We start from the raw sequence: 20970 nt of genomic DNA, 5'->3' as shown, positions 1-20970 counted from the left end.
ATTGGGGTCTGGAAGGCGGTCAATATGATCAGGCCTCGTATGTGATGCGACCATCACAGATGGTCATGACGGGTCGAAGCGTTGCGAGCTGGTCGAATGCCGCCGACTCGATATCTCCGCTCAGCACGACAACGTCGGCGAGATAGCCGGGCTTCAACACGCCCTTTCGGTCTTCCATGAATTCGACCCAGGCACTGGTCCGCGTATAGGCGGCGAGCGTTTCCATGAGCGAGAGGCGCTGGTCAGGCAGGTCCTCTTTCCAGGTCTCGCGGGTCATCGCACACTGGATGCAATACATCGGATCGAGCGGTGAAACCGGCCAGTCTGTCGCAAAGACGATCTTCACGCCCAGGTCAGCGAGTGCGCGCCATGCGAAGGCGTGCGGCCACCGCTGTTCGCCGATGCGGCTCAAATAGGGTTCGAGCGGCAGGCCGGCGGAGCCGGGTGGATGGGTCGGCTGCATGGATGCCACGACGCCGAGTTCCGCGAAACGCAAAAAATCGCTCGGGAGTGCCGTTTCGATATGTTCGATCCGGTGGCGGCTGTCGCGCCGACCATTGGCTTCCGAGGCTGCCTGATAGCCGTTCAGGACCATGTTTACCGCGCCATCGCCGATGGCATGGACCGCGACCTGCAGACCGAGGCGATCGGCCAGTGCGACGACGTTGTTAAAATGGTCCTGTGTGAAAAGCGGTTCGCCGCGCCAGCCAGGCTCGTCGGCATAGTCTTCCATGAAGAACGCCGTTCCCGACTCTGTGACCCCGTCCACAAACACCTTGACGAAGTCCGACCGTAGCCGGTCGCTGTTGAAACGGTCGCGCCAGGATGCAGCCTTCTCTTCGATCTCCGTAAGCGGCATGAAGTTCTTCATATGGGACGGGACACGTATCCTTGTCGGCAGGCCGCCTTCGCGTTCGATCTCCTCCAGCATTTCAAGTTGATAGAGATTACCGTCCATATTCTGGATCGAGGTAATGCCGAGCGAGGCGCAGTAGTCGAGGCCCTCGCGAATGACGGCGATATCGGTTTGCCTTTCCTCCGGCGTGACGGAATGAGGATCGCCGCCGGTTACCACGCCGAGGCTTTCGCGCCCTCCCGTCTGACTCAGCCGCGCGACCGGGCTGATCGCGTTGGCTTCCTTCAATTCGCCGCCGGCAAGGCCGTCTAGTCCCATGACGATCTCGTTGCCTACGCCGACATCGCGGCCTCCCAGGATGCCGGCCGCCTTTAGTGCCGCCGTATTCGCCCAGGCCGTATGGTGATCGGGCGCATACATGAGGAACGGCCGGTCAGGGAGGATACGATCGAGATGATGGCGCGTCACCGGTTCGTTCCGGCCGAGGATCGAGTAGTCCGCTTGTTGGGCAACCAACAGCGTCAGGTCCGGCTTGCTCGCTGCATAATCTCGCACCGTGCGTGCAAATGCCTCGAAGCCCTGCACACCAAACAGTGAGAGTTCGGTCAGCCCGACCGAACCGCTAAAAATGTGCATATGGGCTTCGTTGAACCCCGGAAGGACGGTTGCGCCGCGTGCATCGACCAGACGTGTCGATGCGCCTGCCAATTTCAGGATGTCGTCATTGCTGCCGACAGCAAGAATCCGGTTGTGCCGGAGCGCGAGTGCCTCGGCTCTCGGCTGGGCATCGTCCATGCTGAGAATTTTTGCACTGTGAATGATGAGATCGGCGGGTTCTTGCTTCATGTCGTCTTCCAGATTTTGTGGCGATCGGCCACCGCCCGCCGGCCTGGTGCCGGCAGGTGGGTGCTTTGGGAGTTGGGGCGAGTTACTTGCGGAGGTTCGTCCAGATCTTGTTGTACATCGTGACGACCTCGGACGAGCACGGCGCCACATATTCCGGCGTGGCACCTTCCGGGCGCTTGATCTCGGGCGCGTCGCTAAAATCCTGGGAGAGGTATTTTTCCGATCCGACAATGCCGTTGTTGTACTTGGCGAAGTCGGAAATCAGGGCGGCGTTTTCCGGATCCATGATGAAGTTCTGGAAGAGCTTCGCATTTTGGAGATTGGCAGCGCCCTTGAGCACGACCACATTGTCCATGAAGCCCTCGATCCCTTCCTTGGGATAGGCAAAGACCAGAGAGTTACGCTGAGCACGTGCGCGAAACGCTGCGCCATTCCAAATCATCGCCGCATCGACGTCCTTGGCGGCGAGCAGCTGGAGCGAGTCGTAGGAAAAGGTGCGCCAGGAAGGTTTTGCTTTGTTCAGGAGCTCGTTGACGGCCTTCAGCTGCATCTTGTCCGAGGTGCAGCGCGGGAATCCCAGATAGCGTTCCGCCGCATGCATGATCGCCGTCATGTCGTCGAGCATGTTGATACGGCCTTTTAGTTCGGCCGGAGGATCGAAGAGGATGGAGTACGAATTGATGTCACCTTTGTAGACGGCGGTGTCGACAACGAAGGAGGTCAACCCGAGCTGCCAGGGCACGGAATAATGCCGGCCTTTGTCGAAATAGATGTCGACGATCGCCGGGTCCATGTTCTTGAAGTTTGCCATCGAGGCTGGCTCGGTCTTTTCGAGCATGCCCGTGTCAATCATGATCGCAACGGCGTAGTCGCTTGGCACGACGATATCGAAGGCGGAGCCTCCGGCGCGGACCTTTGACATCATCGTTTCGTTGGAATCGTAGAAGTCCAGGGTGATCTTGACGTTGTAGGCCTTCTCGAATTTTTCGATCAGTTTCGAGTTGGTGTATTCGCCCCAGTTGTAGATATGCAGCTCTCCTGCGGCCAAGGCCGAGTAGGCGGACAGGGCAAATGCTGCAATGGCAAGCCAGGAAGATTTCAGCATGTCACAAGTTCTTTCTTCTGGAGGAGGTACGCGAACTTCACTGGCTCCGGCGCTTTGATATGCCGAAGGACAGGATAATGAAGATGAATGAGATCAACAGCAGCAGCGTGCACATGGCGTTGATCTCCGGGGTCAGAGCCCGTCGGATGCGGGTGTAGATGTAGAGCGGAAGTGTCGTTTCCCCCGGTCCGGCGATCAGTTGCGTGATGGTGAAATCGTCGAAAGAAACGATGAAGGCGAGGGCGGCGCCGGAGGAAATACCCGGCACGAGCAGGGGTAGGGTCACATAGCGGAATGTCTGCCAGCGGGTGGCGTAGAGATCGGCGGCCGCGCTGTCGAGGGTGTCATCCATGCCTTCCAGTCGAGCCTTGATCGGCAGGTAGGCGAAGGGGATGCAGAAGGTCACATGGGTGATCAACAGTTTGCCGAGGCCGAGATTGATATCGACAAGCGCAGCGATGGCGGCAAAGAAGGCGAGGAGGGAAATGCCTGTCACGATCTCGGGAACCACCAGCGGTGTGGTGATCGCGACGAAGGTGGCCGTTTGGCCGCGCCAGGGTCTACCGCGTGTCGTGCCCAGGGCGGCGGCCGTCGCCAGAGTGGTGGATATTACCATGGCGGCGAATGCCAGTCCGATGGAGAGAATGGCCGAGTCGTAGAACTCTCTGTTTTGCAGCGCTGAGGCATACCAGTCGACGGTGAAGCCGTTCCAGCTGGCGCCGATATTGCTCGCGGCGTTGAATGAATAGACCGCAATGATCATCAGTGGCAGGTAGAGGACGGCGATACAGACGCCGGCGATCAGGCCGAAACCGGGTTGCCGTTTGACGTCGGTCACGCCTTTGATGAAAGCCTTAGCCATGACTGATCTCCATCGCCTTGCGCGCCTGGAAGTAGAGCGCCAATAGAACGAAACCCATGAGGACGGTGGCAAAGGCCGAGCCCAGCGGCCAGTTCCGCGACGAGCCGAATTGCAGCGCAATAAGGTCGCCGATCATCATATGACGGCCGCCGCCGAGCAGGAGCGGCGTCACATAGGCGCCGAATGTGGGGATGAATACGAGAACGCAGCCGGTGATGATTCCGGGCATGGCAAGCGGGATGATGATCCGGCACAAAACCTGGAAGCGCGAGGCATAGAGATCGAAGCCGGCTTCGGCGAGCCGGAAATCGATCTTCTCGAGCGCCGCATAGACCGGCAGGATCATGAAGGGCAGGAAGCTGTAGATCAGGCCGAGTATCACCGCAAAATCGGTGAAAATCATGCCGACCGGCCTGTCGACCAGACCCAATGACATCAGGATCATGTTGATCAGGCCTTCGTCGCGGATGATGAACATGATGGCGATGGTTCTGACGAGCAGATTCGACCAGAAGGGGATGGTGATCAGCAGCACCCATCTGTTGCGGGTATGCTGCGGCCGGGTCGCCATGTAATAGGCAGTCGGAAACCCAATCAGCAGGCAGAGGAGGGTTGTGGCCGCACCGAACAACAGCGTCCGCGCAAAGATAAGCAGGTAGTCCGGCGAGAAGGTGAGGGTATCATCGAAGATGTCCCGTTGGAACAGCAACGAAACATAGGCATCGAACGAGAATTTTGGAACGACACCGCCATATTCCGATGGCTTCATGAGGGAATAGAGCAGCACCGTTAGAAGAGGCACAACGCCGAACACCAGGATGCAAAACAGTGCAGGCAGGGTAAGCCACCGTTTGTGGCTGATGTGAGCTTCCGCGATATCGGCATCGGATGTCATGGCTTAATCCCTCAGCACTTGTGAGGCTCCGGCCGGGATTATGAGGCCGATTGCGGTATTCGGTTGCGGGATGCCATTGCCGTCCCTGCGGTTCTGCTGGCGGACAACGACTGGTGTTCCATCGGCAAGGTTGGCATGGATGTGCGTGTCGGTGCCAAAATAGACAACTGTCCTGACTGTCGCGGGGATCGAGCCTGCTGCGCCAGGTGCTGCGATTTCTATATGTTCGGGGCGAATGACAATGGTAACCGTGCCCTGGCGCGGGGCCGTTTCCGAAAGGCCGGCCGATACCTGCACACCATTCTTGAGCAGCACGGCTCCGGTGATGCCATCGACGGTTTTAAGTTCGGCCTGAAGAAAGTTGGTTTCGCCGATAAATCCCGCAACGAACCTGTCGGCCGGATGCTCGTAGATATCCCGGGAGCAGCCGACTTGCAGGATACGGCCGGCATTCATGACCGCAATGCGGTCTGACATGGTTAGCGCCTCTTCCTGGTCGTGGGTGACGAAGACGAAGGTGATGCCGGTTTCGGCTTGAAGACGCTTGAGTTCGATTTGCATCGATTGCCGCAGCTTGAGATCAAGCGCGGAAAGTGGTTCGTCCAGCAATAGAACTTGTGGTCTGGGCGCCAAAGCACGGGCAAGCGCTACGCGTTGCTGTTGGCCGCCCGAAAGCCTGGTCACGAGCCTGTCGCCGCGCCCTTCCAGCCGGACCAGGCGCAGCATTTCTTCGACGGTCGTTGCGATTTCGGACTTCGGCCGACCCTGCATCTTCAGTCCGAAGCCGATGTTCTCGGCAACGGTCAAATGGGGAAACAGGGCATAGTTCTGAAAGACCGTGTTGATCGGCCGCTGGTTGGGCGGGAGGCGCGAAATGTCCTTTGCGCCGAGTAGAATGCCGCCGGATGTCGGGGTCTCGAATCCGGCCAGCAACCTGAGAAGGGTGGTCTTGCCGCATCCGGAGGGGCCGAGCAGCGTGAAGAATTCATTGGGCTGAATTTGCAGGGTGACACCATCGACAGCCCGGAACGTGTCGAAATCCTTGATGACGCCGAGTATGTTGACGGCACTTCCGGACGTGGCGCGCGATTGTACAGTCATCTGCTCCCCAGCTCAGTTCAAATTGCTGCGCGAAATCGGCATGCGGTCGGGTACTTCCTTGCGGGAAGGCCTTCGCTTGATCTCCAAGGTGCCGACGGACGCACGAGCACTCGCGCTGCAACGAGAAACCTCGTTGCGCGGTGGGGCACCTATGCCAAACCTGAAATGCATATGGCAGGTCGCAGAACGCCACCGCCAGACGTGCTGGCAGTGTCAGCGCTCTACCGCTGCCGTTTTTCTCAGGCGCGGAACCTCATCATCTGCTTGATTTCCATCGTTCCCATTCTTGTTTTTATGTTTGTCTATGCGCATACCGTATGCGATAAATAATTTGTGTCAATAAAATATTTTATTGAATAAAAGAAAGGCATGAAATGAGGAAGAGGTCGGTTGAGGAGAATCCGCCGGGGCTGCGTTCGAGGCAGAAGAGTCAGCGTCGGGACGCCATCTTGACCGTCGCGAAACGGCTGTTCGAACAGAACGGAATCGAAAGCACGACGATGGCTGCCATTGCCGCGGAGGTCGGTGTTTCGACGCCGACAGTCTTCAATTATTTCGGCACCAGGGACGAACTGTTGCTCGCCATCATTCTTGACGGACACGTTCGGGCGGTTGAGAGCAACAGGCGCATTGCGAGACGAAGCGGCAAGGGGCTGGCGGCAGACCTAACCGACCTGCTCACGCGTTTCACAAAATACTCGATGCAGATCTTCAACAAGCCGGTCTGGCGCTACGCCGACTCAGCAGCCATCCGCCAGCCGAAATCGGAGTTTGTTCAGCGTTATGTGCAAATCGACGCGGTGTTGAGGGACGAAATCGAAAGCGTCCTGAGGGATCAGCCGAGCGAGACGCGTAGGGGGGGCGCCTTCGATGCTGCGGCTCTCGCGGCCGTTATCTACAACCATTGGAATGCGCACTACATTGCTTTCATCAAGGATGACGACATGAGTCTGGACAGTCATTTCGAGGCGCTCCTGCCGCAAATTAGGGAGCTGCTAAGCTTGATCTTTGGCGAGGAGTAGCTCCAGGAACCGGCTAAGAGTGCCGACACACGAAGTCCAAGGTCGTTCTGGTTGGCGAGACCCCGGTAACCCCGGCCTTCTTCCGCGGTGCCTTTCCTCCCGCCCCGGGCTTTTGGTTAAAGCAAGCGGGCCGCAGTAGGGAAACCGCAGGGCATGTCCGACCCGGATGTACGATCGAGCAGAAAGCGAGCATTTGTCCGCGAAGCAACCCGTGTGGTGGCGAACCAGGATCAGGACATTCCGAACAACGTAAAGCGCGCCGTGGAGAAGGTTCTTCGCGACCGCCTGGGGCTGGCCGGTTTCGCGGGTGCGGATATTCGCGCGGATCGCGACTTCGACGGCGATCCAATCCTGCTTGTCGACGTAAATTACAATTTCGTCGACCGGCCGATCAGCTCGAAAATCACCTTCGGACTTCCGACAGAAGTCCGCAAGGCTCTGATCTCGCTTGGCGAGAGCCACTTCCCGCAGATCAGACACCATTTGAACGAACAGCAGAAGATCGCAAGCTAGCCCGTGTCGATCGATCTAATTGCTACCGCCCGCCGGCTTGCGAAGGCCAGTCCGCAACGGCCGCGCCAGTCCGACCTGAAAAGAGGGGTGAGAGCAGCCTATTACGCCCTCTTTCATAGCCTTGCTCGCGACTGCGCTGATCTAGCTGACCGATTGGTTATCATCCTTTGCCGTTGGGCTTTTCAAGGTCATCAAGTTGCGCAAATGCAACAAACGCCCAGCTTGACGCTTGGTGCACTGGACGAAGGTGAGATTGCTCCATTGGCATTGGGAGGGGACCGCTGCATCACAGGAATTTGGTCGGCGAAACTACTGGATACTGAACGGGAAATATTTTGCGTTGATCATGTCATAGGTCCCATCCGCCTTGATGCTCTTCAACGCTTCGTTCAAGCGCGTAAGACGCTCCTTGTCATCCAGGCGCAGCGCGATTCCGGCACCTTCGCCAAAGTATGTGACGTCGAGCAGATCCGGTCCTTGGAACTCGCAGCAGCTTCCCGCCTTCGTGTTGGCCATCCAGTCGTAGATGGCGAGTTTGTCCTCCAGGATAACGTCAACGCTTCCATCCGCCAGACCGTTGTACAATTCGGGCGAAGACCGAAAAACCGTCTTTTTCATTTCCGGATAGAGATTGTTGGCAAAGGATTCCTGGACTGTCGACGACGTCAACCCAAGATTTTTATCGCTCAGGGCGGCGGGGCTGACGTCATTGATCGAAGAATCCTTCCGGACGATGAACACCGACGGGCTGCTGTAGTATTTTTCAGTGAAGGCAACCTTTTGACGCCGCTCAAGGCTCATCGACATGGATGAGATGATCGCGTCGTATTTTCCGCCAACGAGATTGGGAATCATGTCGTCCCACTTCTCGATGATGAATTGGCATTCGAACTTGCCGACCTCGCAGAGGGCGTTGGCAATATCGATGTCGAAGCCCTGAAGCTTGCTATTTACATCGACATAGTTGAAGGGCGGAAATGCACCTTCGACGGCAACTCTCATAGGCGTGCGATCTTGCGCAGCCACCTGGAGCGAGGTCGCGCCCAAAAAACTACCCATCCCGCTCGCCACCAACGTTCCGCGCAATATAGTGTGAATGGATAGGCGCAGCATCGTCGGGGCTCCTTGGGGCGTAGTCGATCTCGCCCCATAGTGCGCCGCAGCCTTTAATTCTACGTGAACGCTTCTTTGTTAGCGTCGATGAGCGCCCGTGTCGTGGTGTTCAGGGGTCTACGCTTGCACATCGTTGTTCCTTCCAGCTCCAACACGTTTCAGCAATCCTGGATCGCTTCAGGGAGAATTCTGTTTCTTATTGCCGTCAGCGGGCTTGGAGCGATCGGACTTGTCGTGCTTTCGGCACTTTGGGCGGGAACCGAGAGCGACGCTGCCGCCCTTGATCGACAGCACCAACTTGTCAATGCGCGCCTGGGGGAACAGGTCGATCAAGTCGCGCATGTTATAGGCCAGTTCGGCAACGGTTACCTCACACGTGTTTATCCTGCTGCCCGGTCAACGGGAGGCTCTTCCACCCTCGATGCAGTTCTGACGGCGGCGGCCGGGAGTGCGATCAGCCACACCGCAATGTCCGCCTTCGGCTATGATCAGGCTTTTGTCGTAGACGAGAAGGCTCAACTGCTCATGCTGGCGGACGCCCAAACGGAAAAGCGTTATCGCTGGATGAAGCCTCTCTTTTTGCCTCTCCTTCAGGATGCCCGCCTCGAGGTGAGACAAGGCACGGTTTCCAACGAACGAACGCCTTCCTCAACGAAAACCCGCCTTGAGAGCGCAGCCCGTTCCAATCGTGCGTTGGCCAATCTGATGCGGCTGGAAGGTCGGCCGACGATCGTGGGCGTAGTCGCCATCAACGAGGCCGAGGGGCAGCAGCAGCCAATGCGGCAATTCCTGGTCGTCGTGCGGTTTATCGATGGAGCGGCGCTGGACGAATTGAGCCGGCAACAGGGCCTCAACGGCGCACGCTTCGCGCGCACGGCCGATGCAGACGAAAACGAGGTTGCGTTCCAGATTGACGCCACGGCAAATGGCGAACCGATCGGCTTCATCGTATGGCGGCCCGATCTTCCAGGTTCGAGGGTGATCGGCCGATTGATGCCGGCACTTTCGATTGCCGCCTTGGTGATCGCGATCTTGTTCTCGGTCCTGCTGGTGCGCCTGCGAAGCAGTCTCGGCGAGTTGAAGAAAAGCGAGCTGCATGCAAGGCAGCTTGCCTTGCATGACGTGCTCACGGACCTTCCCAATCGCGCTTTGTTCGCGATGAGGTTCGACGAGTGCCTGGCCGAGACACAGAATTCGACCGAGCGCTCGGCGGTCGCTCTTCTCGACCTCGATCGCTTCAAGGCCGTGAACGACACGTTCGGCCATGCCGCCGGCGATGAACTCATCAGGATGGCTGCGGAGCGGATACGCGCCCTGCTTCGTCCGCGCGACACGCTTGCCCGGCTCGGAGGGGACGAATTTGCCCTGCTTCTCCGGGACATCAAAGATCATGATCAAGTTTTGCCGGCAATATGCGAAGCGATCGTTGACGAACTTGGCAAACCGTTCCCGCTTTTGAGGGGCGAGGCGGTCGCACGGGTCGGCGGCTCGATCGGCGTGACCATCGTGCCGGACGCTGGACGGAACGCCGATGACATCATGCGCTACGCCGACGTCGCGCTGTACGAGGCAAAGATGGGCGGGAGAGGCCAGTGGCGCGTCTATTCGCCATCCATGGACGGCGGCAGGAATGCCCGCGACATTCTCAAGAACGAATTGCGGGAAGTTCTGGCTAGAGGCACGGCCCCATCCGCTGACGGTCCACAGTCCGATCTGATTGCGAACAGGCCAGACTTCGGATCACTTGAGGTCTATTACCAAACGGTACACCGCGCTCAGGAAGGATACTCGGCGTTGGGCGCGGAGGCTCTCGTGCGTTGGCGTCACAGTCAGCGCGGACTATTGACGCCTGCCAGCTTCATCCCTATAGCCGAGGAGGGCGGCCTCATCGACGCTCTCGGTTTCTGGGTATTGCGCGAAGCCTGCAGAGCCGCCTGCAAATGGCCTGAAAACGCATTTGTTGCGGTCAACGTGTCTCCTGCCCAGTTGAGGAGACCAAATTTTGCCGAGGAAGTATTCGCCGTGCTTCAGGAGAGCGGCCTGCCGCCCTCCCGGCTTGAGCTCGAGCTCACCGAGTCGTCGCTCATCGAGGATAATTCGGACGTTTATACGGTACTGAAGTCGCTGCGCAGCCAGGGTGTTCAGATTTCACTCGATGATTTCGGAACCGGCTTTTCATCCCTCAGCCATCTGATGCGCTTCGACATCGACCGCATCAAGATCGATCGATCGTTCGTCTCGCTGCTCGGCACAAAAGCCAACGGGGCGGCTATCATTGGCGCCATCGTCGCACTTAGCCGCAACCTCGGTATCTCGACGACGGCGGAAGGGGTTGAAACCGAATATCAACGCGATTTTCTATCCGCCCTCGGCTGCACCGATCTCCAAGGCTACTTCTTCTCCAAACCAGTTCCTCTTCGCGAACTTGATTGTTTCCGGAAACCTGAAAGCGCCGCGGGATTGCTGACGATCGCTCCAGGCGCTGTTTTCGCCCCGCGCCGCGGTTGATGCGAAGGCCGAGCTGGAAATTCTGAAGGCGCAGTTGGCGCGATAAGCGGCCAGCGAGTTGATCGAGGTATTCTATGATCCGCGCTGCAACGTGGACCACGCTGGCGACCTGCAACGATCACATCGCTTCAAGGGCGAGATTGTGTCGCTGATGCAGAGCGCCGAGGCCTGGGCCACGGCAGAGCTTGCCGCCGGCGAGGCCACACGCGCCGAGGCAAAGTGCGGAAGTAGCCCTTGGGCGCGCAAGCCAGCGTCGATCTCCACCGGCATGCCATGGCCTGATCTCGGCTCGCTTGACCGGATCCCCAGAGATGTTGGGCGACAAATTTCAGCAGCAGGCTTTCGGGCGCCGGCCAGGGCAGGGGAGCACCGATGGCAAGCTGGCACCAGGCCTCGAGATAACCAAGGTCGGAGGCGTGGCGCGCAGGGTATTGTCGCCCATGCCCTCCTGCGCCAGATGTTTGAGGTTCGCGACATCGTCATCGGTCAACAGTGCGGCCAGTTGATCGCGGCGATCGAAGGGCAGGATGGCGTCGAGCGCGTCTTCGGCGCGCTTGAGAAGTGCTCCGACTGGACTGTCGATCATTGACGCGATGACAGCGGATGGCATTTCATGTCGGTCCTTCCGAAGTCATGGCCTTTGAAGAGAGGCCTTTACTATCGCGGCGACCCATCTTCATCATAGAGATTACCGTGCGCATGCGCAGCGTTGGCTGGCACCGCGCTTTTGGATTTGGCCACAAGATCCCACACTGCATTTATCGCCGCGGATGCTTTTTGGCTCGGCCAGCGCCTGAGGTGGAGGATTGCCGGAGTTCTGATCAGTGCTCATGCTCAAGCGGTCCCAAAATGGTAATCCCTTCGGCTCGTGCCGCGGTCGCCATTTTGCGATCGCCGGTCGCTAGCGGCAGGCCCTGCGTTTTCGCCAGCGCGACGTAGCTGGCGTCATATCCCGTCAGCATGTGGCGGGCCACCAGATCGAGAACCAATCCGTCGCCGCCCGATCCCGCGTCTTCCAAAGACAGCCCTCGCAATTGTGTCATCAACAGAAGCGCTTCACCCGGGCGAAGCCGTCCGCGCCGTTCGGCGACCAGGAACAGATTGCGGGTTTCGAACCAGAACAAGGCCGGCACCAGCCCGACAGTCGCGCGCAACTCGGCTATCAGCCGGTCGGCAGCGTCGTGCTGTTCGTCCGGAAGAAACCAGGCTGCAGCGATGGATGCATCAAGAATGAACGACATCAGATGGTTTCAGAGACTACCTCGGCGTCGCCGACCAGCACGACCGTTTTTGACCGCGCGGGTGATCGCAGTGTAGAGCATCCTCCGCCTGATCTCAGGGCGCTTACGAAGGTGTCAAACTTCTCGTCCCAGACTTCGGCAAGGCTGGTCTTGAAGTAGGCTTTGTGCGGCGAGTCCGGGTTGAAGATTTCATAGAGGTCTTCGATCACCAGCGGCGGAAGCGCCCGGACCGGCGGCGCTGGCGTTTTCGGGTTCGGTACAAGCTGGCGATAGAGCGTGTCCAGCCTCAGGAGCTTGGCTTCCATTTCCGAGGCCCGAGCGCCGGAAGCGCTTCCGGCGAAGCGGAGCATGTTCGTCACGAAGCTGATCGCCGACGTCCAGGTGGACGTCTTGTCAATGTTAGCGACGTCGGCCTCGTTCCGGAGCTGGGCTAGGAATCCGACGAGACAGTCTTCGAGCGCATCGGCGTCGGCCTCGGCAATCAGCCGGTCGAGGCAGTCGCTGCCACGCTGCCACGCTGTTGCTGGACGGCGGCATAAAGCCTGTCCAGTGCGGAAAGATGCTTCCGTATTGTCGAAGGCAACAGCCATGTTTTTAGGACGTCGGACCAGACGGTCGCCCAGAAGCGTGGGACGCCGGACGCGCCGACGCTGGCCATGCCGGACATGGTTGGTGGGATGGATGGCGACGCAAGATTGACCGGCATGATGATCCGCACTCAGAGACGAAGCGAACCTTCCATGTTCCATGAAAAAAGCAACAGCCGAAACCGCTTCTTACCGAAGTAATCCACAGCGGCGTAAACGGCGGTTTGAATGCGAAAAGCAACACATGGGAAACCGCCTTCCAGTTCCATAACCTATGTTATGCGACAAAATTATGTAGCGGCAGTTTAGAGATGCGACATATGGGCCAGTTAGAGATGCGACAGTCGTCGCCTCTTGGGATACTGGTCAAATGTCAAGGTTTGGAAGGAAGACTGGCGACGTGAAGCGTGGTTGAGACCATGAGCGTTCGGAGTCGTCATGTCTTGTTTGATCACTATGTCGCAGAAAGAATTGCATCGTCTTGAACTGATCCAGCAGGTTCGCGGGCGGAGCCTGACTGTCGTCGAGGCAGCTGCGTTGCTCGGTCTCAGCCGCAGTCAGGTCCACCGGCTGTTGCAAGCCTATGACCTGGCCGGCGCCGATGGTCTCGTCTCGAAGAAGCGCGGCCGTACGAGCAACCGGCGTCACAGCGAGGACTTCCGCAACCTGGTGCTCGACTTGGTGCGTGAGCATTACGTGGATTTCGGACCGACCCTGGCCGCCGAGAAGCTGATCGAACGCCACCGGATTGCCGTCAGCAAGGAGACGCTGCGTCAGTGGATGATGGAAGCCGGCATCTGGGTGGCGCGACGCGAACGCAAGAAGCGGGTTTTCCAGCCGCGCGGCCGGCGCGATTGTTTCGGCGAACTGGTCCAGATCGATGGATCGCATCATTGGTGGTTCGAGAACCGCGGTCCCAAATGCGCCCTGCTCGTCTATATCGACGATGCCACCGGCAAGCTGTTGCAGCTGCGCTTTGCCGGCTCGGAGAACACCTTCGACTATCTGCACGCGACGAAGGCTTACTTGCAGCAATGGGGCAAGCCGATCGCGTTCTACAGCGACAAGCATGGCGTCTTTCGCTCGACTCACGCGTCGGAGAAAGACCGGACGAGCGGCCTGACGCAGTTCGGTCGGGCACTGTATGAGCTCAACATCGACATCATCTGCGCCAATACCCCGCAGGCCAAAGGCCGCGTAGAAAGGGCCAATCAGACGCTGCAGGATCGGCTGGTGAAGGAACTGCGGCTGCGCGGTATCGATACGATCGCGGCGGCCAACGCCTATGCGCCGGAGTTCATGGCGGATTTCAACTTTCGTTTCGGCAAGCCACCACGCAATCCCAAGGACATGCATCGGCCGCTGGCGGATCACGAGAACCTCGATGGCGCCATGTGCCGCAAGGAGGTTCGTAAGCTGTCGAATTCCTTGACGCTGCGCTATGACAAGGTGATGTTCATTCTCGATCCGACAGAGCGCGCAACGGCGCTGGCGGGCAAGAAGGTCGTCGTTTGCGACTATCCCGACGGACGCCTAGAGATCACGGACGGGGAAGCCTCCCTGCCCTACAGAACGTTCGACACCTTACGGTCCGTGCATCGCTCCGAGGTGGTCGAGAACAAACGGCTGGATGACATGCTCTCGATCGTCGCTGAGCTGCAGGCCGGGCGCCAACAACAACGCAGCAAAAGCGGACCGCGCCGCACCGGCCAGACGGACCATATGTTCGGCATTCCCGACGGCAGCCAAAGCAATGGCTACCAAAAGCGCGGCACCAAGCCTGGCAGGAAGACGGATTTTACCAATGATCCCGCCGTCATCGCCCGGCGCGAGCGTGCCCTTGCGCAGTTGAAAGCGGCGGAGTGATCGGGGTGTCAAAGCTAAAGTTTACTTTTTCAGCTGGAGCCACCCGCCACCGCCCGGGCTACGCAACCCCGACCAGCTCCACCCGGGCGGCGGCTCAGTTCTGTGTATCTACAAATATAGAATCTTGCAAAATCGGTAATAACGAATAGGATGAATGTCGCGTTTCTACATTGATTACTTTGTCTCATCTTTAAATAGCTGCCACAAATTGTGTAGCCGCAAAGTTGAAGTGTCCTGTTTCTGCAAAGTAAGAATGTCACTCTGCCCGGGTTTTGATGACGTGGGAGATTGCGGATGGGATTGATTGCGATGAGCGAGCGTGATCTGCAGCGGATCGAGGTTTTGTCGAAGGTCGTCGACGGCCGGATGACGATCGTGTCGGCGGCGCGTGTTCTGGCGGTGAGCACGCGTCAGGTGCGTCGGCTGCTGGACGTGTTCGAGCAGCACGGCGCGGCGGCGATCCGGCACAAGGCGCGCGGCCGGCCGTCGAACAATCGGGTTGCGACGGTGTGCGTGATTATGCCGTGGCGATCGTGCGCGAGCGCTATGCCGATTTCGGTCCGACCTTGGCGGCCGAGAAGCTCGCCGAAGAGCATGGGCTGACGGTTTCGCGCGAGACCTTGCGCAAATGGATGGCTGAGGCCGGCCTGTGGCTGTCACGCAAGCAGCGGCGCAGCTTCCATCAGCCGCGGCTGCGGCGAGAAGCCTACGGCGAGCTCGTGCAATTGACGGCTCCGAGCATCGCTGGTTTGAGGATCGTGGGCCGGCCTGCTCGCTGCTGGTCTTTATCGATGATGCCACCGGAAAGTTGATGCAGTCGCGCTTCGTGCGCTCGGAAAGTGCGTTCAGCTACTTCGAGGCGCTGGAGTTTTATTTGAAGGATCACGGCGCTCCTGTTGGGCCTGACCCAGTTCGGCCGGGCGCTTTCAGTGTTAAACATCGAGATTCTTTGCGTCCACGTCATCCGACTGGAAAATTGGACGGCAAATCACCGGAATACCGCGCGCAATAAAAATCCATCGACAGATCCAACGCATTCCCATAGTCCGCCGCCTGGAAAGGTCCGTTCCAGCTTTTTGCCATTTGATCCCCTGTGAGTTGAAGCCCGTATTCGCAACTAATGCGCGTACCAAATTGGATTGTCAGGAGACCGGTGTGGAGGTGTCTGGGCTGGCAGCCGTCATTCCTTGCAGCAGCGCTGCGTAGCTATCGGAACCGAGCTTATGGCTAGTCGATAGCCACCATGGCGTAACCGTTGCCGGACACCCATACACCGGATTTTAAGTCTTCCCGGGCGAAACTGCTTGCATGAACTGTCCTTGCGGGGGCTGCCTCCGTCGAAGCAGAAAATCCGAACGTCGGACGCAGCGTGATGAAATGGCGGCGATAGCTGTCAAGATGGAGCATCCTCCTCAATGGCGAAGAAACCCAAACTTCTGGCGCTCGAATCTTTGCGGGGTTTCGCAGCCCTTGCCGTCGCTCTCCATCATTTCCGTTATGGCAGCCTGCTGAGCGAAAACGCCTTCATCCGGCACAGCTACCTGATGGTTGACTTCTTCTTCGTGCTCAGCGGCTTCGTCATCGCTCTTAATTACGCGAACAGATTGTCGAGCCCCTTGGATTTCGCTAGCTTCCAGCGCCGGCGGTTCTGGCGCCTCTATCCGCTTCATCTGTTCACGCTCCTGGTTTTCTTTGGCATAGAGTGTCTCAAATACGTCTTTGAACAGAAGACCGGTATCGTTTCCAATAACCCTGCCTTTGTTGTGTCCAACGCAAGCGCTTTTTTTGCCAGTGTTTTTCTGTTGCAGGGCGTGGTTCTGAACCAGCCTGCGTTCAATATCCCGAGCTGGTCCATCTCTGTCGAGTTTTGGACCTACCTGGTGTTCGCGCTGACGATGGGTCTCTTGCGGCTACGCATGTGGTGGTGCCTTGTACTGGCTGGCCTGGCGGCGATCATCTTGCTGGCGCTTGAGGGCGGGCAATTGCAAACAGATCCAATTTTTGCGATCATCCGCTGCATTTACTCCTTTTTTCTGGGCGCATGGGCCGCTTCGCGTCAAGACCGGTTCCCCCGAAAAACGCCGGCGCCGATAGCGGCAGGCGTTCTGGCGCTCGTCGTTGTGGCGGTTTGGGGTCTCGGCGGAACACGTGCGGAGATTCTTCTGCCACCTCTTTTCGCCTTGGCAGTGGTGGCCGTCGCCAACCTGCATGAGGATACGGCTCTGCGCCGCTTTCTCGAGTGGCCATTCTTCGTCTGGTTGGGGACCGTCAGCTACAGCGTCTACCTGACCCATTCGATTATCGGTTGGGGGGTCACCCAGGTTCTGCGCTTCGGTATGAAGATGCCGACTCAAGTGGCTGCGAACGGTGACACGATGCTGGCAGTCGATCAGGGCCTCGGAACCTTGGTGACACTCGTCGCGGTGGCCGTCGTGCTGGCTTTCTCATATCTGACCTTTCGGTTCATCGAGAACCCCTTTCGGTCAGGCTGGCCTTTCGGGGCGAGTGGCGTGCTGCCGGTTTTTCGCACGCGAGGTTAAGCCAATCCCAGTCGACGCTTCTTGGCAGTTATGCTCTGCTCGAGCAAATGCTTAGACGCCATTAGGGCAAGGAATTCCTCGCTCCCTGGAACGACGCCTTGGGGCATTGGCGCGCTAACCGACCCATTCTGTCAATGGGTAAGTCGCAAACCGGTAGCGGCCCCCGCTCCTTCCGAGTTCAAAAGACTGGTGTTCACCGAGGCCGAAGGAGTGCGGTCAGGGCGCCCTTTGCGTCGATCGTGAAGCGAGCGCTTGGTGTGCACCCGGCCAGGGGAGATGTTAGTTCCGTGAACAGCTTTTCTGCCTGGGCGATCTTGTCGCTTTCGGGCTCGTGGGCAGCCGCCAGCACGATGCATCAAGTTCACCCTGTAGATCGCTTTTTACGCTAAGGCCATGACCGAAGTCGACTGCACCGCCCGCTGCACCCAAGAGAATGGCGCTCAGGAGAGAGTCATGATGGCAAAGTTGCCTTGCCTATCACCCGCGAAGCGCTTCAACATTGACAGCAATGCCGCCGGCGCCAAAGCACGAGATATGTATCGACAGAGAGAATTCCGAGCGATCCGTTTGCCAATGTTGAGCATCTGTTTTCCGCGTGCAAAGAGCTCAAGCAGGCCCTCATGCAACAGCCGGTGACGCGGCCCGCCTTATGTCCAGACGTAACAATGCCGCAGGCGTTGTCCTGTCGCCACATCGAACCCTCCGGGCCACGGCAAACAGTGCGGGCGGCGGTTGGAAGCCACCGGCATCTTAACTTTCTTAGTTGCTCAGTTTCCTTCGGCCCACGTCCCAATCAACATGGTCATGAAGCGCTCGGCTGCAGGCGAAAGCGTCCCACCGCGACGGCGTACAATGCCGATCGTTCGCGAGATTTGAGGATTGCGAATAGGTCTCGTGACGAGGAACGGGTGCTCTTCCTGGGGTGTCGCGAGTTTTGGCAGAACGGAGATTCCGAGTCCGGCCTCGACGAGACCGAGCGACGTCGAGAGATGCGTGACTTCGTAGGACCAGCGCAGTTTCAGGTTCGACTTCGCCAATGCTGCATCGAGAAGCGTGCGATTGCCGCTGGACCGGTGAACGGTGATCAGTTGATAGGGCGCCAGATCACCCCATTCGAGTTCGCTCTTCGCCGCCAGCGGATGATCCTTGCGTGCCGCGAGAACGAAGGGATCCTCAATCAGCCGGTCGAACACCAGGTCGGGGTCCGAGAAGCCCATGATATTGATGCCAAACTCGACTTCCCCGCGGGCGACAGCCTGCAGGCCATCGGTGGCCGGAAGGTCGAGGATGCGAAAACGAATATTGGGGTACTCGGCGCTGAACTGCTTGATGACGGTCGGCAGGAAATAGAAAGCGGCCGTCGGCAGACAAGCGATCGTCACCAGACCGCTGCGCTGGGACCCGACATCGCGCACCGCAAACAGTGACGTGTCGAATTCCTCTAGCATGCGCCGTACCAGGGGGATCAGCTCCGCCCCAAGGGCGGTTGTCGAGACATGCCGCGTCGTGCGCTCGAGCAAGGGCGCCCCGATTGCCAGCTCGAGCTTCTGAATTCGCCGGCTGAGTGCCGGTTGGGACAGATTGAGCGCTTCGGCAGAACGATGGAAGTTTTCCAGTTCGACGACCGCTAAAAACGCGCGCAAATCCAATATCTCGCAATTAATGCCCATAATGCATCATTCCCTCTGATATTCGCATTTCACATATCAATCATTTTGCCGCTTACTGCAACAAAGAAGCTGATTGATCTTTAAATCACATCAGTAAGCGAGCACAACCATGAACGACCTGATTTCCATTCCCTGTGTTCTGATGCGAGGCGGCACGTCCAAGGGGCCGTTCTTTCTCGCATCCGACCTTCCGTCGGATTCGCGTCAACGTGATCAGATCCTGCTTTCGGTCATGGGATCCGGTCACCCGTTGCAGATCGATGGAATCGGCGGTGGCAACCCGGTCACCAGCAAGGTCGCCATCATTGGTCCAGCAACCATACCGGATGCCGATGTGGATTATCTGTTCGCCCAAGTCCGCATCGATCAGCAATTCGTCGACACCTCACCCAACTGCGGAAACATGCTGGCAGCCGTAGGGCCGTTTGCCATCGAGGCTGGACTGGTCAAACCGACGACCGGCGTAACCCGCGTGCGTATACACAACGTCAATACCGGCAAACTGATCGAAGCCGAGGTTCCGACCCCCGATGGTCGGGTCGTCTATATGGGCGATGCTTCGATCGATGGCGTGCCCGGCAATGCCGCACCGATCGCGCTGACCTTCATGGATGCTGCCGGGGCGCGCACAGGCAAGCTTTTTCCCACCGGCAACCCGAGCGACATGATCGATGGCATCGACGTCACTTGCATCGATTGCGCGATGCCTATGATGTTGCTCGAGGCCGCCGCGCTCGGCGTGACTGGCAATGAATCAACCGCCGAGCTCAATGGCAATGGCGCATTGCTGCAGCGCATCGAAACTCTCAGGCTCGAGGCCGGCCGGCGCATGGGCATGGGCGATGTCAGCAACCAGGTCGCGCCAAAACCGGTTCTGATCGCGAGGCCCAATAAGGGCGGCGATCTCGGCGTGCGCTATTTCATGCCGCACCAGTGCCACCCGTCTCTCGCAACGACCGGCGCAGTTGGGATTGCGACAGCCTGCATCAGCGACGGAACCGTCGCCTCGCGGTTGATCGGCGACCGCAAGCCGCCGGTCGTTCTCGTTCTGGAACATCCAAGCGGTCGCCTGGAAGTGAAACTGGATGCCCGCGACGGCAAGACAGTTGCAGGAATCCTGCGGACGGCCCGGCGCCTCTTCGAGGGCCAGGTCTTTGCAAAACCTATCGCGCAAATGGTTTGCGCGGCATAATCGAAAGTGGTCGCCGGGAGGGCGCCACGCATCAGGGAGGAATACACATGCGTAAACTTTTGCTCGCCCTTGCCGCAACGGTCGCCTTCGCCGGTTCGGCTTTTGCGGAGCCCGTCCGCATCAGCGTCGGGTCCTACAATCTCAACAACCTGCCCTTCCCGGTCGCAACTGGCCTAGGTCTCTACGAGAAGGAAGGTCTTGAGGTGACCGTCGAAAACTTCGCCTCTGGCGGCTCCAAGACGCTGCAGGCGCTTGTTGCCGGCTCCACGGATATCGCTGTCGGCTTCTACGACCATACGATCCAGATGCAGTCGCAGAACAAGGCGGTCGTCGGCTTCGTACAGCTTGCGCGCAATTCTGGCCTGGTTCTGGCCGGCGGGAAAAACGCAACCTTCGATCCGACCAAACCGGAAACGATCAAGGGCGCGAAGATCGGCATCACTGCCCCTGGTTCATCCTCGGACTTCTTCGTCCGCTACTATCTGCAGCGCAACAATCTTTCGGCCGACGACATCTCGTTGATCGGCGTTGGCTCAGGCGCGGCCGCAGTCGCGGCGCTCGAGCAGGGGAAAGTTGATCTATTGGTCAACTACGATCCGGCAGCAACCTTTATCGAAGCCAAGGGTGTCGGCAAGATTTTGATCGACGCCCGCAGTGACGAGGGTGCCAAGGAGATCTACGGTGGAATCTACCCGACCTCCGTCCTCTATGCGACACAGGCCTATATCGATGAGAACCCGGAAACGATCCAGAAGGTCACGAACGCGACCGTCAAGGCACTGGCATGGATGAACACACATAGCGCTGAAGAGATCGTCGACAAACTGCCGAAAGAATTCATTTCCGGCGACCGGGGCACCTATGTGAAGGCCGTCCAGAATGCCAAACCGATCTTCTCGGTAGACGGCAAATTCAGCGAGGCCGACACGCAGACGCCGTTGGCCGTTCTCAAGAGCTTCAACGAAAAGGTTGCTGCCGCAACAATCGATCTTTCAAAAACCTACACGAACGCTTTCGTGGACAAGGTGACGGATAAGACCACCAACTGATCCG

At 58.5% G+C, this 20970-nt stretch carries 16 protein-coding genes and 2 pseudogenes; 8 read left to right on the top strand and 10 right to left on the bottom strand.

All coding sequences use genetic code 11. The features are described from left to right. Positions 1 to 28: 28 nt before the first annotated feature. The 5 genes from ACSQ2Z_RS23335 to ACSQ2Z_RS23315 all read right to left on the bottom strand — a co-directional run bounded on the left by ACSQ2Z_RS23335 (position 29) and on the right by ACSQ2Z_RS23315 (position 5665). The gene (locus tag ACSQ2Z_RS23335) at positions 29 to 1702 is read right to left on the bottom strand and encodes an amidohydrolase (protein ID WP_436083606.1); all 1674 of its coding nucleotides are present in this window, start codon (positions 1700 to 1702) and stop codon (positions 29 to 31) included. 82 nt (positions 1703 to 1784) lie between these two features. Next, positions 1785 to 2807, bottom strand: coding sequence for an extracellular solute-binding protein (locus tag ACSQ2Z_RS23330; RefSeq protein WP_436083605.1), 1023 nt, complete (start codon positions 2805 to 2807; stop codon positions 1785 to 1787). 37 nt (positions 2808 to 2844) lie between these two features. Then, positions 2845 to 3669: an ABC transporter permease gene (locus ACSQ2Z_RS23325; protein WP_436083604.1), complete on the bottom strand. Its 825-nt coding sequence runs from the start codon at positions 3667 to 3669 to the stop codon at positions 2845 to 2847. After that, entirely contained in the window at positions 3662 to 4564 is a 903-nt protein-coding gene (locus ACSQ2Z_RS23320; protein ID WP_436083603.1) for an ABC transporter permease, read from the bottom strand. The genes ACSQ2Z_RS23325 and ACSQ2Z_RS23320 overlap by 8 nt, the downstream gene beginning before the upstream one ends. 3 nt (positions 4565 to 4567) lie before the next feature. Beyond that, complete coding sequence (locus ACSQ2Z_RS23315; RefSeq protein ID WP_436083602.1) at positions 4568 to 5665, bottom strand: ABC transporter ATP-binding protein; 1098 nt, start codon at positions 5663 to 5665, stop codon at positions 4568 to 4570. 449 nt (positions 5666 to 6114) lie between these two features. On the opposite strand from ACSQ2Z_RS23315, the gene ACSQ2Z_RS23310 reads away from it, so the two are divergent. Then, complete coding sequence (locus tag ACSQ2Z_RS23310; RefSeq protein WP_436083601.1) at positions 6115 to 6687, top strand: TetR/AcrR family transcriptional regulator; 573 nt, start codon at positions 6115 to 6117, stop codon at positions 6685 to 6687. A gap of 153 nt (positions 6688 to 6840) precedes the next feature. Beyond that, positions 6841 to 7200, top strand: coding sequence for a hypothetical protein (locus ACSQ2Z_RS23305; protein WP_436083600.1), 360 nt, complete (start codon positions 6841 to 6843; stop codon positions 7198 to 7200). Positions 7201 to 7509: 309 nt separating this feature from the next. On the opposite strand, the gene ACSQ2Z_RS23300 is transcribed toward ACSQ2Z_RS23305, so the two are convergent. Then, positions 7510 to 8313 carry a transporter substrate-binding domain-containing protein gene (locus ACSQ2Z_RS23300; protein WP_436083599.1) on the bottom strand — a complete coding sequence of 268 codons (804 nt, stop codon included), beginning with the start codon at positions 8311 to 8313 and terminating at the stop codon, positions 7510 to 7512. Positions 8314 to 8400: 87 nt separating this feature from the next. Here ACSQ2Z_RS23300 and ACSQ2Z_RS23295 point away from each other — a divergent pair, with 87 nt between their 5' ends. Further along, complete coding sequence (locus ACSQ2Z_RS23295) at positions 8401 to 10821, top strand: putative bifunctional diguanylate cyclase/phosphodiesterase (protein ID WP_436083598.1); 2421 nt, start codon at positions 8401 to 8403, stop codon at positions 10819 to 10821. A 225-nt stretch (positions 10822 to 11046) separates the two neighbouring features. Here the strand turns inward: ACSQ2Z_RS23295 and ACSQ2Z_RS23290 are convergent. The 3 genes and pseudogenes from ACSQ2Z_RS23290 to ACSQ2Z_RS23280 form a co-directional block, all read right to left on the bottom strand. Continuing rightward, a pseudogene (locus ACSQ2Z_RS23290) lies at positions 11047 to 11407 on the bottom strand (integrase); the annotation flags it as partial. Positions 11408 to 11642: 235 nt separating this feature from the next. Continuing rightward, entirely contained in the window at positions 11643 to 12062 is a 420-nt protein-coding gene (locus ACSQ2Z_RS23285; RefSeq protein ID WP_436083597.1) for a type II toxin-antitoxin system VapC family toxin, read from the bottom strand. Beyond that, on the bottom strand, positions 12062 to 12652 hold the full coding sequence (locus ACSQ2Z_RS23280; protein ID WP_436083596.1) for a hypothetical protein: 591 nt from the start codon (positions 12650 to 12652) through the stop codon (positions 12062 to 12064). Before ACSQ2Z_RS23280 ends, ACSQ2Z_RS23285 begins: the two co-directional genes overlap by 1 nt. A gap of 435 nt (positions 12653 to 13087) precedes the next feature. Between ACSQ2Z_RS23280 and ACSQ2Z_RS23275 the strand changes: the two genes are divergently transcribed. The 3 genes and pseudogenes from ACSQ2Z_RS23275 (at position 13088) to ACSQ2Z_RS23265 (ending at position 17055) form a co-directional block, all read left to right on the top strand. Then, the gene (locus tag ACSQ2Z_RS23275; RefSeq protein ID WP_436083595.1) at positions 13088 to 14515 is read left to right on the top strand and encodes an ISNCY family transposase; all 1428 of its coding nucleotides are present in this window, start codon (positions 13088 to 13090) and stop codon (positions 14513 to 14515) included. Between the two features lie 294 nt (positions 14516 to 14809). Beyond that, positions 14810 to 15474 (top strand): annotated as a pseudogene (locus ACSQ2Z_RS23270) (ISNCY family transposase); the annotation flags it as partial. A 456-nt stretch (positions 15475 to 15930) separates the two neighbouring features. Further along, a complete protein-coding gene (locus ACSQ2Z_RS23265) occupies positions 15931 to 17055 on the top strand; it encodes an acyltransferase family protein (protein WP_436083594.1) in 1125 nt (374 codons plus the stop codon). Between the two features lie 767 nt (positions 17056 to 17822). On the opposite strand, the gene ACSQ2Z_RS23260 is transcribed toward ACSQ2Z_RS23265, so the two are convergent. Next, positions 17823 to 18725 (bottom strand): LysR family transcriptional regulator, encoded by a 903-nt coding sequence (locus tag ACSQ2Z_RS23260; RefSeq protein ID WP_436083593.1) that lies wholly within the window; start codon positions 18723 to 18725, stop codon positions 17823 to 17825. A gap of 109 nt (positions 18726 to 18834) precedes the next feature. Here ACSQ2Z_RS23260 and ACSQ2Z_RS23255 point away from each other — a divergent pair, with 109 nt between their 5' ends. Next, complete coding sequence (locus tag ACSQ2Z_RS23255) at positions 18835 to 19917, top strand: 4-oxalomesaconate tautomerase (RefSeq protein WP_436083592.1); 1083 nt, start codon at positions 18835 to 18837, stop codon at positions 19915 to 19917. 47 nt (positions 19918 to 19964) lie between these two features. Continuing rightward, the gene (locus ACSQ2Z_RS23250; protein WP_436083591.1) at positions 19965 to 20966 is read left to right on the top strand and encodes an ABC transporter substrate-binding protein; all 1002 of its coding nucleotides are present in this window, start codon (positions 19965 to 19967) and stop codon (positions 20964 to 20966) included. Positions 20967 to 20970 lie beyond the last annotated feature (4 nt).

Origin of the sequence: Pararhizobium sp. LjRoot235, assembly GCF_964254145.1 — a bacterium.
Classification (GTDB): domain Bacteria; phylum Pseudomonadota; class Alphaproteobacteria; order Rhizobiales; family Rhizobiaceae; genus Pararhizobium.
Note: the sequence above shows the minus strand (reverse complement) of the source record. Positions and strands in the feature narration are given on the sequence as shown.

What these genes read in the sequence shown, in the direction of transcription:
- ACSQ2Z_RS23335 (WP_436083606.1), bottom strand. Translation starts at nt 1,702, where the DNA reads ATGAAGCAAGAACCCGCCGATCTCATCATTCACAGTGCAAAAATTCTC.
- ACSQ2Z_RS23330 (WP_436083605.1), bottom strand. Translation starts at nt 2,807, where the DNA reads ATGCTGAAATCTTCCTGGCTTGCCATTGCAGCATTTGCCCTGTCCGCC.
- ACSQ2Z_RS23280 (WP_436083596.1), bottom strand. Translation starts at nt 12,652, where the DNA reads ATGGCTGTTGCCTTCGACAATACGGAAGCATCTTTCCGCACTGGACAG.
- ACSQ2Z_RS23320 (WP_436083603.1), bottom strand. Translation starts at nt 4,564, where the DNA reads ATGACATCCGATGCCGATATCGCGGAAGCTCACATCAGCCACAAACGG.
- ACSQ2Z_RS23300 (WP_436083599.1), bottom strand. Translation starts at nt 8,313, where the DNA reads ATGCTGCGCCTATCCATTCACACTATATTGCGCGGAACGTTGGTGGCG.
- ACSQ2Z_RS23250 (WP_436083591.1), top strand. Translation starts at nt 19,965, where the DNA reads ATGCGTAAACTTTTGCTCGCCCTTGCCGCAACGGTCGCCTTCGCCGGT.
- ACSQ2Z_RS23295 (WP_436083598.1), top strand. Translation starts at nt 8,401, where the DNA reads ATGAGCGCCCGTGTCGTGGTGTTCAGGGGTCTACGCTTGCACATCGTT.
- ACSQ2Z_RS23260 (WP_436083593.1), bottom strand. Translation starts at nt 18,725, where the DNA reads ATGGGCATTAATTGCGAGATATTGGATTTGCGCGCGTTTTTAGCGGTC.
- ACSQ2Z_RS23305 (WP_436083600.1), top strand. Translation starts at nt 6,841, where the DNA reads ATGTCCGACCCGGATGTACGATCGAGCAGAAAGCGAGCATTTGTCCGC.
- ACSQ2Z_RS23285 (WP_436083597.1), bottom strand. Translation starts at nt 12,062, where the DNA reads ATGTCGTTCATTCTTGATGCATCCATCGCTGCAGCCTGGTTTCTTCCG.
- ACSQ2Z_RS23315 (WP_436083602.1), bottom strand. Translation starts at nt 5,665, where the DNA reads ATGACTGTACAATCGCGCGCCACGTCCGGAAGTGCCGTCAACATACTC.
- ACSQ2Z_RS23255 (WP_436083592.1), top strand. Translation starts at nt 18,835, where the DNA reads ATGAACGACCTGATTTCCATTCCCTGTGTTCTGATGCGAGGCGGCACG.
- ACSQ2Z_RS23265 (WP_436083594.1), top strand. Translation starts at nt 15,931, where the DNA reads ATGGCGAAGAAACCCAAACTTCTGGCGCTCGAATCTTTGCGGGGTTTC.
- ACSQ2Z_RS23325 (WP_436083604.1), bottom strand. Translation starts at nt 3,669, where the DNA reads ATGGCTAAGGCTTTCATCAAAGGCGTGACCGACGTCAAACGGCAACCC.
- ACSQ2Z_RS23275 (WP_436083595.1), top strand. Translation starts at nt 13,088, where the DNA reads ATGTCTTGTTTGATCACTATGTCGCAGAAAGAATTGCATCGTCTTGAA.